Source organism: Fulverythrobacter fulvus, assembly GCF_037154085.1.
GTDB lineage: Bacteria > Pseudomonadota > Alphaproteobacteria > Sphingomonadales > Sphingomonadaceae > Andeanibacterium > Andeanibacterium fulvum.
In genome coordinates this window covers 512885-528944 of the sequence record NZ_JBANRM010000003.1, presented here as the reverse complement: position 1 = coordinate 528944, position 16060 = coordinate 512885, and the positions used below count along the sequence as shown (strand labels likewise).

Genomic DNA, 16060 nt, shown 5'->3' with positions numbered 1-16060 from the left:
AGGAACAGCTATGCGCCTGGGCAGAATAGTCGCGGCATTGGGCGCGCTATTCGCGGTTGGGGCTTCGCCGGCCGAGCTCGCCTGGGTGCCCGATGGCCCGGCCTACCAGCTCATTGCACCGCCTGATGCGCCCGAGGACGCGGCCCTGCCCATCGCGCCGCCGATGATGGATGCGCCAGAGTGGCAAGCGCCGCTGATGTTCGGTCAGGAAGCATCGGAGGTCAGGCAGGGCGCGATGGCGTTGCCCGCTCCGACAACCGGGCCATTCAGCGTTGAATTGTGGCTGTCCGATCATGTGAACCGCCCGGTAGGTACAATGCTCGCCGGTGTCGGCGAAGACGGTAAGCTCGCCTGGAATCTCGGTTATTTCAGTGTGCTGGGCAACGGCAAGTTCGAGAATGGTTTGGCGCTTCGCTTCGGCCCGGTGGAATGGCTGCCGGAGGCTTCGACAAGCCACTTTGCGCCCTATCGCCGTTACCTGCACCACATTGTCGGCAGTTTCGACGGCACTTACTGGCGGCTATATCATAACGGTCTGCTGGTGGGGGAAGCACGCGGCGAGGGGCAGGCGTTCCGGTCCGTCAATCTGGTGGGCTATCTTGGGGCGGAGCCTCATATGAAGCTGCCCGATCTGGTGCGCGGTGCCTGGATAATGGAACGGGCGATGAGCGCGCAGGACGTGGCGGAGGCATTCGCCGCGCGGCAGAAGGAAATCGCCGCCGCCGCGAGAGGATCGGGCGCAAATCTGCGTTTCACGGCCGGGCCATACCTCACGCCTCCGGGCACGCGGGAACAGCAACTGCTTTGGGAAACGGACCGGCCGGCATCGGGTAAGGTCGAATGGGGTGAGACTGCCGCGTTCGGGCATCGGCTCGATTTCGCTACGGGGGATAGGTTGCACCGGGCCACTCTGTCCGGGCTCGAACCCGGCACGCCCTATTTCTATCGCGTGACCGGCACGGACGCGGCTGGAGAGCATGTGGATAGCGGCATCCTGACCTTCCGCACGATGCCGCCGCAGGATGCTCCGCTGGTCTTTGCGGTCATGGGCGATACGCAGGAACGGCCCTTCATGAATGCCCTGCTGAGCCAGTTGATCTGGCAGCAGCGCCCGCAATTTCTTCTTCTGGCCGGCGATCTGGTCGGCGGGGAGGAGGATGAGCGGCGCTGGCATTGGACGGATGAGTTCTTCGTGGGCATGGGCCCATTGGTAGCCCGCGTCCCGGTACTGGCCGCCCGCGGCAATGGTGACGTGGACGTCGTCGATCCGGCCAGCGATCTGCGATTGTTCACCAATTTCGATCGCTATCACAACCAGCCAGACAATGGGCGCGGCTATTACTCCTACCGGATCGGGGATATCGACTTCTTCGTACTCGATGGAAATCTCGATCTGCGTGAAAGGCAGGAACCGGGCTTTCGCGCGCAGCAACGGGCCTGGCTGGAACAGGCGCTCGCCCAGTCGAGCGCGCAGTGGAAGATCGCGGTTCATCACCAGCCCGCCTTCAGCTCCGACGATGACGATTATGGCGACAGCTATTCCGCGCCCGCCAGCGGTGGCGATCCCGAGATCCAGCGAGATTTCGTCGATCTGTATCAGCGATATGGCGTCGATCTGGTCCTTTCCGGCCATATTCACAGCTATGAGCGATCATGGCCGCTGCGCGATGGCAGGCCTGCATGCGGCGGCGTGACCTATGTGCAGGCCGGCGGCGGAGGCGGCGATACGGAACGCGCCATGCCGGTCGCCAGCGCTACTGCCGCAGCGCTCTTCAGCGGCTTTCACTTCGTGCTGGTTCGGGTCTGGCAGGGCCGGCTGGAACTGGAGATGTATGATGCTGACGGGCGGATGCGGGATAGCGCAGCCTTCTCGCCGCACAACACCGCCATGACGACTTGCGCGGCGCCAATAGGCGAAGATCGGGCGCCCGGCATGGAAGCGCTGTCACGTAAATGAAGTGAATCTGGCCTATACCAGATTCCCCGACATCATCGAATGTCGCATTTCTGTTTGACGGTGTTTCCTTGATCCATCCCACATCCTCCCCCGGCGGGCGCAAGATGGCGCTTATCCTGGGCGGCGTTGCCGCCTTCAGCGCCTATTTCGCCATGTATGCCTTCCGGAAGCCCTTTGCTGCGGCGACCTTTGCCGATCATGCGACCATACTTGGCGGGCTGGATTACAAGACGGTGCTGCTGATCGCGCAGGTGCTCGGCTATGCCCTGTCCAAGCTGATCGGCATTCGCGTGATCGCGGAATTCGGCCGCCGGGGCAGGGCACTGGCCATATTGGGCCTGATCGTCACGTCCTGGCTGGCCCTGATCCTGTTCGCCCTGATCCCGGAGCCGTGGAACATCGCCTGCATGTTCCTCAACGGCCTGCCGCTGGGGATGATCTGGGGGCTGGTGTTCAGCTATGTCGAGGGGCGGCGCGTCTCCGAAGTGCTGGGCGCGGTGCTCTGTGCCAGCTTCATCATCTCTTCCGGCGCTGTGAAGTCGGTCGCCGTACTGGTAATGGGCTGGGGCGTCAGCGAGATCTGGATGCCTGCCTTTACCGGCGCACTGTTCTTCCCGCTCCTGTTCGTCTCGCTCTTCCTGCTTGAACGCATGCCGTCGCCTGACGAGCGCGACGAGGCGGAGCGGACAGTGCGCGTGCCGATGCTGAAGAAGGATCGCGCTGCCTTCCTGCGCAATTACGGCGTGGCGATGGTGCTACTGGTTTCCGGCTATGTGCTGCTGACCGCTATGCGCGACTTCCGCGACAATTTCGCCGCCGAGTTGTGGACCGCCATGGGTTATGGCGGGGTCGCCTCGGTCTTTTCCGCCAGCGAACTGCCTGTCGCGGTCGTGGCACTGGCCGCGCTTGGCGCGCTGATGCTGATCCGCGACAATATGCGGGCCCTGCTGGCCATGCATGCGATCATCTTTGCCGGGGCGGTGCTGCTGGGCCTGTCCACGCTGGCGTTCCAGGCAGGCCTGCTGGGGCCGCTGGGCTATATGATCCTCACCGGGGCAGGGCTCTATTTTGCCTATACGCCGTTCAACGCGATGCTGTTCGACCGGATGATCGCGGCGATCGGCCATGCGGGCAATGCTGGCTTCCTGATCTATATCGCGGACAGTTCCGGCTATGTCGGCAGCGTTGCCCTGCTGCTCTATCGCAGCTTCGGCGCGCCGACGATGGACTGGCTGCCCTTCTATATCGAATGCGCATATTGGACGGCGGGGGCCGTGGCGCTGCTGACGGTCTGTTCCGCGCTCTATTTCCATCTGCGTCTTGGCCGGAGGCACGCCCATGCCGTCGCCGCAGCCTGACCTGATCGTCGTCGGCGCGGGGATCGTCGGCCTCGCCCATGCGCTTGCCGCCTCACGCAGGGGGCTGCGCGTGCTGGTGGTTGACCGTGACGCGCAGGCCAACGGGGCCTCGATCCGCAATTTTGGCTTCGTCACCGTTACCGGGCAACAGCGCGGGCGAGTGTGGCAATTGGCCCGGCGCAGCGCTGCCATCTGGCGTGAGATCGCGCCACAGGCGGGCATTGCCGTGGAGCAGGAGGGGCTGCTGCTTGTTGCCCATCGGCCCGAGGCCGTGGACGTGATCGAGGCTTTCGCCGCCACTGAGATGGGGGAAGAGTGCAGGCTGCTCTCGCGTGCGGAAGCGCGCGCCCATTGCCCGCAATTGAGGGCAGAGTTCGGCGGGGCGCTGCTCTCCACTGCAGACCTGCGGGTGGAATCCCGCACGGCCATTCCGCTTCTGGCGCGCTGGCTGGAACAGGCAATGGGAGTGGAAATCCTGCGCGGCGCCTCTGTTAGCCGGATCGGGCCGGGCAGCGTGCTGCTGGCGGACGGCACCCGTCTCGCCGCCCCCCGGATCGTCGCTTGCCCGGGGGACGATTGGGCAGGTCTGTTCCCCGCGGATTATGCGGCTGAAGGGATCACGCGCTGCCAGTTGCAGATGTTGCGCCTTGCCGCACCGGGCTGGCGCCTGCCCAATCCGGTGATGAGCGATCTCAGCATGGTGCGCTATCTCGGCTATAGCGAGCTTTGCGCCACCGGTCCGCTCCGCCGCCGCCTGATGCGCGATGCTGCCGAAGAACTGGAGCACGGCATCCACCTGATCGCGGTGCAGAGTGCGGATGGCTCGCTGGTGGTGGGGGACAGCCATGTCTACGGCCCCACGCCCACACCTTTCAGCCATGCCGCGATCGACGAACTGATGCTGCGCGAGTTCGCCGAATTGTTCGGCCATGCGCCCCTGGTGATTGAGCGCTGGACCGGCACATACGCCAGCGGCCCCGAACACAGCATCGTGCGCAGCCCCTTGCCGGGCGTGCGGCTGGTAGTGGTCACCAGCGGCACTGGCGCATCCACGTCGTTCGCACTGGCTGAAGACGTGATTTCCTCATTCCTCGAAGATTGAAAGGCATCCCATGCAGGCAAATTTCCCTCCCGCGCTCAAGGCGGTCATCTTCGATTGGGCGGGTACCATGATCGATTTCGGCAGCCGTGCGCCGGTGATGGCGCTGGTCAAGCTGTTCGAAGAGCACGGCGTGCCGATCACCGAAGCCGAAGCGCATGAGGATATGGGCCGGGCCAAGTGGGATCACATTGCCTGCCTGCTGGCCAAGCCGCGGATCGCTGCGGCGTGGGAAGCAGCCAAGGGCGTGCCGCCCCAGCCGGATGACGCCTATCGCCTGTTCGATGTGATCGGCCCTGCAATGATCGCTGCGGCGCGCGAATGCGCGGTGCTGATCCCCGGCGCGGCCGATGTGGTGCGCGATCTGCGGCAGGCGGGCGTCAAGATCGGGTCCTGCACGGGCTACACGCGGGAGATGATGGACGAAATCCTGCCGCTCGCTGCCGATCAGGGTTATGTCCCCGATTGCCTGGTCTGCGCGGGCGAGACCGCGGAAGGCCGCCCTTCGCCGCTGATGGCGTGGAAGAACCTCGTCGAACTGGGCGTGTGGCCCGCCAGTGCCTGCGTGAAGGTGGACGATACCGAAGTGGGCATTGCCGAAGGGCGCGCGGCGGGCTTGTGGACCGTAGGCGTGGCCGCCAGCGGCAATGAGATCGGCCTGACGCCGGAAGAGCTTGCTGCCCTGGCTCCTGCCGACCGGGAAGAGCGTCTTTCCCGCGCGCGCAAGAAGCTGCTTAAAGCCGGGGCGCACCTTGTGATCGACAGCGTGGCAGACTTGCCGGGGGCGCTTGAAGGATTGCCGCTGGCGGAGTGATGGCCCCGCTGTGAAGGCAATTCCATTATCGTTCACGGGCCGAATTCCCGCAAATTCGGCCCGTCTCCTTGTGTGATTTTCCGGCTATCGGAATTGCCTACTTGCTCCGGGAAATTGTCGTGGGCGCAAGGGCCCTCCTGTCGCGGGCGATTTAAGGATCGCCGAATATTACATTGTGTCAAAAGTGTTTTTTCGATTGGTCTCTTTGACCGAAAGAGGGAGTTTCGCTTGATTGCCCCCGCTAAAGATAGTTAACGGGTGTGTCGCAGAAAATTCGGATCGAAGCTTCGCAAGTTCGATCCGGGTCGCCGCGACTTCAAAAGGGGCACATCATGAACAAATCGACCAATAGGGGCCGTATTAATTATATGGTCTCGGTAGGCACGGCCATGGCCGCGTCGCTGATCGTCACCGGCGCGCAGGCCGCGGAAACGACCATCTCGCCCACACTGCCGGGGCCGCTGACAACCGATACTGACGCCAATGCGCATGACGTCGTGGACGCGGTGCTGAGCAATGTGGCGACCGTTTCCTCGCAGATCGTCGATACCAGGGGCGGGGTCGTCGAGACCGAAACTCCGATCACAACCAGCGACCTTCTGGTGGACGGTAACGACGTTCAGGCAGTGGCGCGCGCCAACAACTTCGTGAACTCGATCGATCTTTCGGTGATCGAGATTGATTTCAACGCGGACGGTGCGGCAGCGCTGGGCTTCGAGACCAATTTCAGTTCGGTAATCGCAGAGGCATCCGGCAACGCGATCCGCGCGGAACTCGACGATTTCCAGGACGGCTCAGTCACTGTGACCGATAACCGGATCGCTGCAAGCGCCTCGGGCAATATCGGCAGTACCTCGCTTTCCGGCGAGATTCCGAACGATTACGCATCCGGCACTGCCGGGTCGTCGACCCTTACCGCCGGGGTTGCCGCGGACTGGCTCGATGCGACCGGCAGTCTGGTCGCCAGCACGGTCCAGTTGCAGATTGACCCTCAGGTTCTTGCCGATGCCGGTGCGGACAGCCGCAACAATATCTATCTCGACCTCGCAAGCACGGGCGACAACACTGTGTCGGCCGATCTGGTGGTCAGCGACAATCTGATCGGATCGACTGCCAAGGGCAATGTCTCCACATCCCTGATTGCCGTCCAGGCGGGCGGGGCGCCGATCTTCACCGGCAGCGCGGTTGTCACCAATGGCCAGATCAACAATGACACCGGCGGCACGGGGTCGATCGAGGCCACTACGCAGGGTTCGATCTATTCGACCATCGGGACCTCCAGCGTTGGCGCAACCAATTTGCTGACCGGCAGCATGCTCGTCTCCGACAACACGGTCAGCGCCAGCGCCACCGGGAACGAAGCCTTGGGCGACGGCGTGGCGGGCAACCGCATCGTGCTCGATGACGGGATGTCGTTCCAGGGGGCGGGCTCCTCCGGCGCGGCAGTGGATACCGTCTATAGCGGTGTCACTTTGACGAGCACGGTTGCTGCCGATCTCGTGATTCACAACAGCCAGGGCAACAATGGCACAGGCGACTCCGCTCGGACTGACATCCTCGCCAGCAACATAAATCCGATCGTCTCCACCTGGGTGCAGGCGATCGAGAACGGATCGGTGAGTGTTTCCGGCAATGATGCGCTGGCGACCGCTCGCGGCAACACTGCCAGCAGTGCTTTCCAAAGCGGGGAAGGCGCCGCGTCGTTTTCCGGCACGGTCGCCGTGGCCAGCCAGCAGACCAACGTCCACACGGACGTAACGGCGCAGGTTGTTGCCAGCACGCTCTCTGCCGACGTTGCCTATTATGGCCAGGGTTCCCTGCCCGGCAGCGATGTGACGGTGGACGGAAACCGTTCGGCAGCTTCTGCCTATGGCAACCAAGTGAGCCAGCTTCTGTCGCTCGCGGCGACGGATATCGACGCGCCGCTGACGGGCGTGGTGCTGACGGGCGGTACGGGGCCCGATGGCAATCTCTCCGCCGACGGCAACGCTCTCGTGACCAGCCTCCAGAGCCAGTACACGGCGGACGTCGTCGCCGATCAGGAAGGGTTCGTCTTCATCAACTATTCCGCCGATAGTGCGGATAACAGTTCGCTGGCCGCCACCGGCAATGTGCTGGAAGCGGTGGCGTTGGGCAACAGCGGCTCGAATGCCGCGTCTGTTGCGGGTACGGATCTTGCCACCGGCGCGGGCGTCGCGAATGTCCAGATCATCGCCGATAACAGTGCGGTTTCCGCAAGTTCGGACGGTGAAGTCTGGATCGCGGGCTATAGCGTCAATACGAGCGATCTTGAACTGACCGGCAATCTGGGCCGGGCGATTGCCTATGGCAACTCCGTCGGCAACAGCCTGTCGGTCGAGGGCGAGGTTCTTGAAGTCAGCTCGGATGAGAGCCAGCTCGGTTCGCTCGTCACTCTCGATACGGGGGCGACCGATGGCTTCGTGTTCGACAACAGCGTGCTTCCTGTGGTCGACGCAGCTTATGGATTGCTCAACGATCAGGCCAGCTCGGCTGCGATCAGTGCCCAGGCTTTCGGTTATGTTGGAACGGACGCGGCCTTCGGCATCTATGTCGACAATGTCTCCGGTTCATCGCTGGCGACTGACGAGAATGTCCTGGTCGGTGCGGCCTATGGCAACGATGCGACCAACGCAGCCAGTCTGGCGGCCGGCAATTTGACGGCGAGTGAGGGCGCGATCGGCGGGGAGCCGGATTTTGCCACCGTCATGAATGTCACCAGCGTCCAGGCGCTGGGAACTGCTTCCACGATCACCGTGCAGGTCGGGGGCTTCAACACGGTCGAAACCCAGATCGGCTTTTACAGCGGTGGCGGGGTGAGCACTTCCAGTGTTTCCACTTCGGACAATGCGGTACAGGCGCTTGCCTATGGCAACCGGGCGACCAATTCCGTGGCGGTCGAAGCGACCAATATCGACACAGAGGCGGATTCCTTCCCCGGCGGCACGCGCGGCGAAGCCTCCGTGCTAGGCGGCGAGGCGCGGACCGATGCCTCCTTCGGTCTCAACAACGCCCAGTCGGCCCGTGGCACTATCGACGTGTCGCTGATCGACGCATCCGGCAGCAGCCCGGTGAGGGTGATGACCGAGGTGGCCAACGAAGTGACTGAGTCCTCTGTTGTCAGCAATGGCAATACGATCATGTCGGGCGCCACTGCCAACCGGGCGGACAATCTCGTCGATCTGTCGGCCAATGGCCTCGCTACCACCGGTGCGCTGACGAACTACCAGATCGCCGATGCGGACATTACGTCCAGCATTGGCGTAGCCGAACAGACGCTGGATTACTGGACTACGCTCAGCATCCTTCCTTGCGCTCCCGATCTCTGCGTCAATCCTGGATCGGCCTATGATGTCGTCAGCATTTCACGGCTTTCGCCAGAGGAATATGACTATCTGCTGGCCAACGGATGGTTTGTATCCGGAACCGAGCTGCGCCGGGAAAACACTTCGGTGCCGTCCGTGATCACGGTCGCGGAAGGCGCAGAGTTCGATGCGGCTTTCCTCAGCTACGTCCTGGGCGGGCCCGGCTTCCAGCTTGATTACATTGCCCCCTTCGCCGATCCGGGCGGAGTGACGGTGTCGGTTGCCGAGAACGTTTCCTATTCGACCATCGCGGTCGACGGTAACGCAATTTCGGGTTCGGTCACCGGCAACAGTGCCAATAATACGGTGACGGCCGAAGGCACCGATGTGCCCGACGGCAGCGATCACTTCGCGACCTGGGCGACCACCGATGGGGCAAGCACTACGGCGCTGGGCGATTACATGCTGGCCAATTCGCAGATCGTGGGCGACCGGGATCTGACCAGCCTTGTCTATGGTCGCTTCTCCATCGAAGTGGCCGACAGCGCCGACATCTGGGAAACGACGCTGAGCGTGGACGATAACAGTCAGGCCTCGCGGGCCGTGGCCAACACCGTCTCGAACAGCTTGGAACTGGATGCGGTCAACACTGCTGCCGGTGCCGCACTGGTTTCGAACCAGGATAGTGCCGCAGATGTTGTCGCGGTGTCGAACCTCGACGTGACTGCGCCGGGGGCCGCCACGGCTTCCAGCATCAGCATGTCGGGCAATTCGAACCTCGCTCTGGCCACGATCAATAATGCCAGCAATTCGGTGGTCGTCAGTGCCACCAATGCCGGCCCGGTCACCTTTGCGCGGGACGTGCTGCTCGATGCCGATACCGATGAAGTGGCGGTGGGCGATCATGTCCTGCTCAACCGCCAGCTGGCCTCCAATGTGGTGACTGCCACTGCGGTGACCAGCGTCCACAATGGCGACACGTTGCCTGGGTTCGACAGTATCGATCTCAGCTCGGTCACCGTGACCGGCAATGCGACTTCGGCCGAAGCATCGGGTAACCGGGCTTTCAACTCGATGGATATCGAAGGGACGGCCAGCCTTGGCGCCAGTGCCGGCATGCTGAACGTACAGGCCAGCACCGCCACGGTCTCCGCCTCGGGCACCATGTCCGCGGGCATTGTGCTCAACGGCAACGATCCGGTGGTTGCGGCCTTGCAGACGAGCAGCATTTCACTGGGCGAGAACACGACCAGTGTCCTTGCCCGGGGCAATGCGGCCAACAACGTGCTCAACTATTCGGCGGGCGCGGGTTACGGCGATGTGTCGTTCTTCGGAACGTCGGGTAGCTCGATCGCGGCCGGTAGCGATGTCGATGCGGTGGTGACCGCACGTGCAGCCATCCTCAACGTCCAGTCGAACTCCGGTGACGGTGTTTCGGCTACCAGCACGGATGCCAGCTATCTTGTCGCGTTCAATGTGGACCTCGATTTCGCGGCGATGGCAAACGCCAGTGTGGGCGTGATCGGCAACAGCGTGCAGGCAGCGGCCTATGGCAACACTGCCAGCAATCTGTTGACGGTGACTGCGCTCAACACCGGCATGCCGACTGCGGCAATTGGCAACAGTCAGACCAACTCGGCTTCGGTCGTTGCCTCGGTCACGACGGTTACGGTCGGTATCCAGAGCGGTGTCGGCGCCATTACCGGCAGCTCGCTGTCGGTGACCGGAAATACCGTCAGCGCCACAGCGATCGGCAACAACGCAGCCTCGGCGATCACTGCCGGGTTCTGATCCAGGCTGCCTTTGGTTGAACCACCTATGGTTGAACAGGGGGGGCGGGGGAAGCGATTCTCCCGCCCCTTTTGTTGCGACGGGCCTCGGCAAGGACCTCGCAAAGGAAAGCCAAGACGGCAAGCAGCCGGCCAGATCGGCGGCTTTTGGCGACATTTTGTCAAAATCTTCGTCGCGACCGTATGGCCGATGACCCGAGAACGCATTAGAGCGTGGATTTTCCGGCGACAGGCGTTATATACCAAGCGTTATGAAAAGTTCCACGGCATGCGTCGCGCGTGGGCGTCCGCGCGAATTCGATACCGACCAGGCTCTGGCGGCGGCTCTTGGCGTGTTCTGGTCCAAGGGATACGAAGGTGCGTCCATGGCGGACCTTACCGAGGCCATGGGCATCACCAAGCCCAGCCTTTATGCCGCCTTCGGGAACAAGGAAGCGCTCTTCACCAAGGCGCTGGACCTCTATCAGCGGGAAAAGCTCGCTTACGTGGGCGAAGGGCTGAAGGCCCCCACTGCTCGCGGCGTGGCCGAGCATTTCCTGCGCGGTGCGCTGGAGATTTATGGCGGCCAGCAATGCCGCGGCTGCCTGACCGTAATCGGCGCCAGCGCCTGCGGGGACGAGGCGGAGAGCATCCGCGAGCAGGTGGTGGCGCGCGGCGCTGCCGCCAAGCAGGCGCTGCTTGAACGGTTCGAAAGAGCCAGGCAGGAAGGCGATCTTCCCGCTCATATCGATGCTCAGGGACTGGCGGCCTATCTCACCGCCGTGCTGCAGGGCATGTCGGTGCAGGCGGGCGCGGGGGCCAGCCGGGCCGAACTCGAACAGCTTGTCGAAACCTGCCTTTCTACCTGGCCGACAGCCTGAGCGGACAGCGCGCTAGACATTCATTACCGCCCAGTATAAATATCGCTTGACCACTTTCCCGCCTCTTTATATACCAATCGGTATGAAATTGAGGCGTTGCGATTCCCTCCCTCCGGGGCGGATGGCAGGGCCCTAAACAACACTTAGGATTATCGGACAGCGAGACCTCGGCGGCGCACGGCCACATGGCGCCGCCGGGGGCACATGGTGTCTCTGCCTCTCACGCATCCATGTGTGCGGGGCGCATGTGCGGAAGGCGCTCAGCCTCTTCGCAAAATCACGGGTGAGGACTGTGCAGCCGGGAACACGCTTCCCGGAGCGATGCCGTGCGGCCTCGCGTCGTGCTTCCGGCGCCGCTGCACGTCCAGAAACAGGGTAGGGATTATGAACGAGCTGACTTCCATTGAGCTTCGTGACGGCCGAGACTCGGTTTTGCCCGGCGTGCTGGGCGAAAACCGTGGGCGCCTGTTCGCCATTCTGGCGTTGATCGTGGCGCTGATCGCCGCGTGGTTCCTCTTTGCGGGTGCAGGGCAGGATGCCCCTCCCGCAGGGCCGTCGACAGTCACGGTTTCCATGCCTTTGCAGCGGGAAATTACCGAGTGGGACGAATTCGTCGGCCGGTTCGAAGCGAGCAGATCGGTAGAAATCCGTCCGCGCGTGTCGGGGGCGGTCACGGCCGTCCATTTCCGCGATGGTCAGATAGTGCGCAAGGGACAGCCGCTCTTCACGATCGATCCGCGTCCCTTCACGGCTGCCTTGCGTGAAGCGCAGGCCGATGTTTCATCCGCCAGCAGCGAACTCGCTCTTGCGCGCAGCGAGCTGGAACGGGCGAGCCGGCTGGTGGAGTTCGACGGCGTTTCCAAGAGCGAGATCGACCGTCTGCGTGCCCGCGAACGGGCTGCTTCCGCGTCGCTGGCCGCCGCGCAGGCTCGGGTGAATTCACGTGCGCTCGACGTGGAATTCGCCACCGTGCGCGCGCCGATGAGCGGCCGCATTTCCGACCGCCGCGTCGATCCCGGCAATCTCGTTTCTGCCGGCGATGGCGGGTCGGGCACTCTGCTCACCACTCTGATGGCGGTCGATCCGATCTACTTCACTTTCGAAGGCTCGGAGGCGCTCTATCTCAAGGCCCGGCGCAACGGTGCGGGTGAGGGCCTGCCCGTGGCCGTGCGGCTGCAGGATGAGAGCGATTACGTTCATCAGGGCCGCCTGGACTTCACCGATAACGGCCTTGATCCGCGTTCGGGCACGATCCGCGCCCGCGCCATCTTCGACAACCCAGACCTGTTCCTCACCCCCGGCATGTTCGGCAACATGCATCTGGCCACCGGCGGCAAGGCGAATGCCCTGCTGGTGCCCGATACCGCAGTGCAGACCGATCAGGCCCGCAAGATCCTGCTCGTCGTCAAGAAGGACGGCACTGTCGCTGCGAAGCCCGTGGAACTGGGGCCGCTGATCGGCGGGCTGCGCGTGATCCGCTCCGGCCTGTTGCCGACCGACCGCGTGGTCATTGTCGGCACCCAGTTCGCGGCGCCTGGCAGCAAGGTAGAAACCCGCCAGGGCACCATTGCCCCCTTCAAGGCCGAGCCGAAGCCCGCAATCGCTGCGCCGCTGTCCGGCAAAGCCACTTTCGCAAACTGATCAGGACAGGGGGCCACAGCCATGCGCCTATCCCGCTTCTTCATCGACCGCCCGATCTTCGCTGCGGTGATCGCAGTGCTGATCACCGTGGTAGGGGCGATCTCCTATTTCTTCCTCCCGGTTTCCCAATATCCGGAAATCGTCCCGCCGACCGTGACCGTGTCGGCCATCTATCCCGGCGCTTCGGCCGAGACTGTTGCAGAGACGGTTGCGAACCCGATCGAGCAGGAAATCAACGGCGTGGAAGGGATGCTCTACCAGACATCCCAGTCCACGGGTGACGGCCGCGTGGTCATCACCGTGACTTTCCAGCAGGGCACCGATCTCGACGAGGCACAGGTGCTGGTGCAGAACCGCGTCGCCATCGCGACGCCCCGCCTGCCCGCCGAAGTGCAGCGACTGGGCATCGTCACCAAGAAGACCTCGCCGGACTTCCTGCTGGTGGTGAACCTGATCTCGCCCGACGGTTCGCTGGACCGGGAATATCTCTCCAATTACGCCCAGACCCGGATCAAGGACCGGCTGGCGCGCCTTGACGGCGTGGGCGATGTGCAGCTGTTCGGCTCGCGCGACCTGTCCATGCGCGTCTGGATCGACCCCACTCGTGCGGCGGCCTATGGCCTGACTGCGGGCGAGATCGTCAACGCGCTGCGCTCGCAGAACGTGCAGGTCGCTGCCGGCACGCTGGGGCAGCCTCCTTCGGGTGGCAGCGCCTTCCAGCTTAATGTCGAGACGCAGGGCCGCTTTACTGAGCCGGAACAGTTCGCCGATGTGGTGATCCGCACCGATGCCGAAGGCCGCCAGGTGCGTGTGTCCGATGTGGCGCGCGTTGAGCTGGGCGCCGAGGATTACGGCACCTCCGCCTATCTGGGCGACAAGGATTCCGTGATCATCCCCACCTTCCAGCGTCCCGGCTCCAATGCGCTGGCCGCTGCGGAAGGCATCAAGGCCGAAATGGACGAGCTGGCGAAGGAATTCCCGGAAGGGATGGAATATCGCATCGTCTACAACCCCACCGAATTCATCGCCAAGTCGGTGGACGCAGTGGTGCACACGCTGTTCGAAGCCATCGTGCTGGTGGTGCTGGTCATCATCGTTTTCCTGCAGAAATGGCGCGCGGCGGTGATCCCGGTGCTGGCGATCCCCGTATCGCTGATCGGCACTTTCGCGGTGCTGGCGGCGCTGGGCTATTCGCTCAACAACCTCTCGCTCTTCGGCCTCGTGCTGGCGATCGGCATCGTGGTGGATGACGCCATCGTGGTGGTCGAGAATGTGGAGCGCAATATCGAGGAAGGGCTCTCGCCCTATGCGGCCGCTCGCGCCTCGATGGACGAAGTGGCGGCGGCGCTTGTCGCTATCGTGCTGGTGCTGTGCGCCGTATTCGTGCCGACCCTGTTCATCGGCGGACTTTCGGGCGCGTTCTATCAGCAATTCGCCGTGACCATTTCGGCCGCGACGATCATCTCGCTGATCCTGTCGCTCACGCTCTCGCCTGCCTTTGCGGCCCTGCTGCTGCGTCCGTCGCGCCGTGCGCCGGACCATGCTCGCTGGCACCGGATGATCGAGCGTGCGGGTGACAGCTTCAACCGGGCCTTCGAGCGCTTCAGTGCTTCCTATGCCCGCCTCACCGCCCGGCTGGTGCGTATGCCCAAACGGATGATGGCGGCCTATGGCGCCCTGATCGCGCTGACCGTGGGTTCGCTGTGGTGGACGCCCACGGGCTTCATCCCGGCGCAGGACCAGGGCTATTTCTTCACCATTATCCAGTTGCCTCCGGGTTCCGCCACGGCGCGCACCGACGAGGTGATGAAGAAGGTCGCCGACCGTATGCTGCCGATCCCCGGCATCAACAATTCGGTGATGCTGTCCGGCTTTGACGGGGCCTCCGAGACCCGCAACGCCAGTTCCGCCGCCGCCTATTGGGTGCTCGACGATTTCGAGGAGCGCGCCAAGCATGGCCAGACGATCGACAGCCTGATGGAGGAAGCGCGCAAGGCCACTGCCGATATCACCGAGGCGCGCCTGATGATCGTCAAGCCGCCACTTATCCGCGGTATCGGTTCTGCGGGCGGCTTCCGCCTGATGGTGGAGGACCGCGATGGGCAGGGGTACAAGGCGCTGGAACAGGCTTCCAATGCTCTGATCGCCAAGGCGAACCAGACCCCCGGCTTCTCCGGCGTCTACACCTTCTTCGATACGGCGACGCCGCGCGTCTATGCCGATATCGACCGCGAGAAGGCGGAGATGCTGGGCGTGCCGCCGGAACGGGTGTTCGAGGCGCTGCAGGTCTATCTGGGGTCGGCCTTCGTGAACGACTTCAACCTGCTGGGCCGCACCTATCGAGTGACCGCGCAGGCTGACGAGCAGTTCCGCCAGTCCAAGGCCGACATCGCCAATCTCCAGACCCGTTCCGACAATGGCGCCATGGTGCCGCTGGGCGCGGTGGCAACCTTCGAGGACAAGGCAGGGCCTTATCGCGTCACGCGCTACAACCTTGCCCCGGCGGTCGCCGTGGATGGCGATACGGCGCCGGGCTACGCCTCGGGCCACTCGCTCGACACGATGGAGGCGCTGGCCAAGGCCGAACTGCCGCGCGGTTTCACGCATGAATGGACAGGCATTGCCTATCAGCAAAAATTCGCCGGCAATACGGCGGGGCTGGTCTTCGCCATGGCGGTGCTGTTCGTCTTCCTCGTGCTGGCCGCGCAATATGAAAGCCTGGTGATGCCGCTCTCGATCATCCTGATCGTGCCCATGTGCCTGCTGGCTGCGATGCTGGGGATCAATGTCAGGGGAATGGATAATAATGTCCTGACCCAGATCGGGCTGGTGGTGCTGATTGCCCTTGCGGCGAAGAATGCGATCCTGATCGTGGAATTCGCCCGCCAGGGAGAGGAACATCACGGCTATAGCCCTGCCGAAGCGGCGGTCCACGCCGCGGAGCAGCGCCTGCGCCCGATCCTGATGACCAGCTTCGCCTTCATCCTCGGCACCTTGCCGCTGGTGATCGCGAGTGGGGCAGGGGCGGAACTGCGCCAGGCGCTGGGTACGGCCGTGTTCTTCGGCATGGCCGGTGTCACCGGCTTCGGTCTGCTGTTCACGCCCACCTTCTATGTGGTCTGCCGCAATCTCGGCGAACGGCTCGCGCGCCTGCGCCGCCGCCCCGCCGAGGATGGCGGCGATAGTGGCCACGTCCTTCACCCCGCCGAATAGGAGAC

8 protein-coding genes are annotated in these 16060 nt (G+C 63.5%); all 8 read left to right on the top strand.

Annotated features, from left to right (window positions below; genetic code table 11):
• The first annotated feature begins 10 nt into the window (after positions 1-10).
• The 8 genes from WFP36_RS11990 (at position 11) to WFP36_RS11955 (ending at position 16055) form a co-directional block, all read left to right on the top strand.
• A complete protein-coding gene (locus WFP36_RS11990; RefSeq protein ID WP_336980735.1) occupies positions 11-1957 on the top strand; it encodes a metallophosphoesterase in 1947 nt (648 codons plus the stop codon).
• Positions 1958-2061: 104 nt separating this feature from the next.
• Positions 2062-3315: a DUF5690 family protein gene (locus WFP36_RS11985; RefSeq protein WP_336980734.1), complete on the top strand. Its 1254-nt coding sequence runs from the start codon at positions 2062-2064 to the stop codon at positions 3313-3315.
• A complete protein-coding gene (locus WFP36_RS11980) occupies positions 3296-4417 on the top strand; it encodes a TIGR03364 family FAD-dependent oxidoreductase (RefSeq protein WP_336980733.1) in 1122 nt (373 codons plus the stop codon). The genes WFP36_RS11985 and WFP36_RS11980 overlap by 20 nt, the downstream gene beginning before the upstream one ends.
• A 10-nt stretch (positions 4418-4427) precedes the next feature.
• The gene (gene phnX, locus WFP36_RS11975) at positions 4428-5228 is read left to right on the top strand and encodes a phosphonoacetaldehyde hydrolase (RefSeq protein ID WP_336980732.1); all 801 of its coding nucleotides are present in this window, start codon (positions 4428-4430) and stop codon (positions 5226-5228) included.
• A gap of 332 nt (positions 5229-5560) precedes the next feature.
• Entirely contained in the window at positions 5561-10342 is a 4782-nt protein-coding gene (locus WFP36_RS11970; protein ID WP_336980731.1) for a beta strand repeat-containing protein, read from the top strand.
• A 250-nt stretch (positions 10343-10592) separates the two neighbouring features.
• Positions 10593-11201: a TetR/AcrR family transcriptional regulator gene (locus WFP36_RS11965; RefSeq protein ID WP_336980730.1), complete on the top strand. Its 609-nt coding sequence runs from the start codon at positions 10593-10595 to the stop codon at positions 11199-11201.
• 384 nt (positions 11202-11585) lie between these two features.
• A complete protein-coding gene (locus WFP36_RS11960; protein WP_419716631.1) occupies positions 11586-12842 on the top strand; it encodes an efflux RND transporter periplasmic adaptor subunit in 1257 nt (418 codons plus the stop codon).
• Positions 12843-12863: 21 nt separating this feature from the next.
• The gene (locus tag WFP36_RS11955; protein ID WP_336980729.1) at positions 12864-16055 is read left to right on the top strand and encodes an efflux RND transporter permease subunit; all 3192 of its coding nucleotides are present in this window, start codon (positions 12864-12866) and stop codon (positions 16053-16055) included.
• The last annotated feature ends 5 nt before the right edge of the window (positions 16056-16060 follow it).

Excerpts from the sequence above, each read along its gene's own strand:
- WFP36_RS11965 (WP_336980730.1), top strand. The coding sequence starts at position 10,593 with ATGAAAAGTTCCACGGCATGCGTCGCGCGTGGGCGTCCGCGCGAATTC.
- WFP36_RS11990 (WP_336980735.1), top strand. The coding sequence starts at position 11 with ATGCGCCTGGGCAGAATAGTCGCGGCATTGGGCGCGCTATTCGCGGTT.
- WFP36_RS11980 (WP_336980733.1), top strand. The coding sequence starts at position 3,296 with ATGCCGTCGCCGCAGCCTGACCTGATCGTCGTCGGCGCGGGGATCGTC.
- phnX (WP_336980732.1), top strand. The coding sequence starts at position 4,428 with ATGCAGGCAAATTTCCCTCCCGCGCTCAAGGCGGTCATCTTCGATTGG.
- WFP36_RS11960 (WP_419716631.1), top strand. The coding sequence starts at position 11,586 with ATGAACGAGCTGACTTCCATTGAGCTTCGTGACGGCCGAGACTCGGTT.
- WFP36_RS11970 (WP_336980731.1), top strand. The coding sequence starts at position 5,561 with ATGAACAAATCGACCAATAGGGGCCGTATTAATTATATGGTCTCGGTA.
- WFP36_RS11985 (WP_336980734.1), top strand. The coding sequence starts at position 2,062 with ATGGCGCTTATCCTGGGCGGCGTTGCCGCCTTCAGCGCCTATTTCGCC.
- WFP36_RS11955 (WP_336980729.1), top strand. The coding sequence starts at position 12,864 with ATGCGCCTATCCCGCTTCTTCATCGACCGCCCGATCTTCGCTGCGGTG.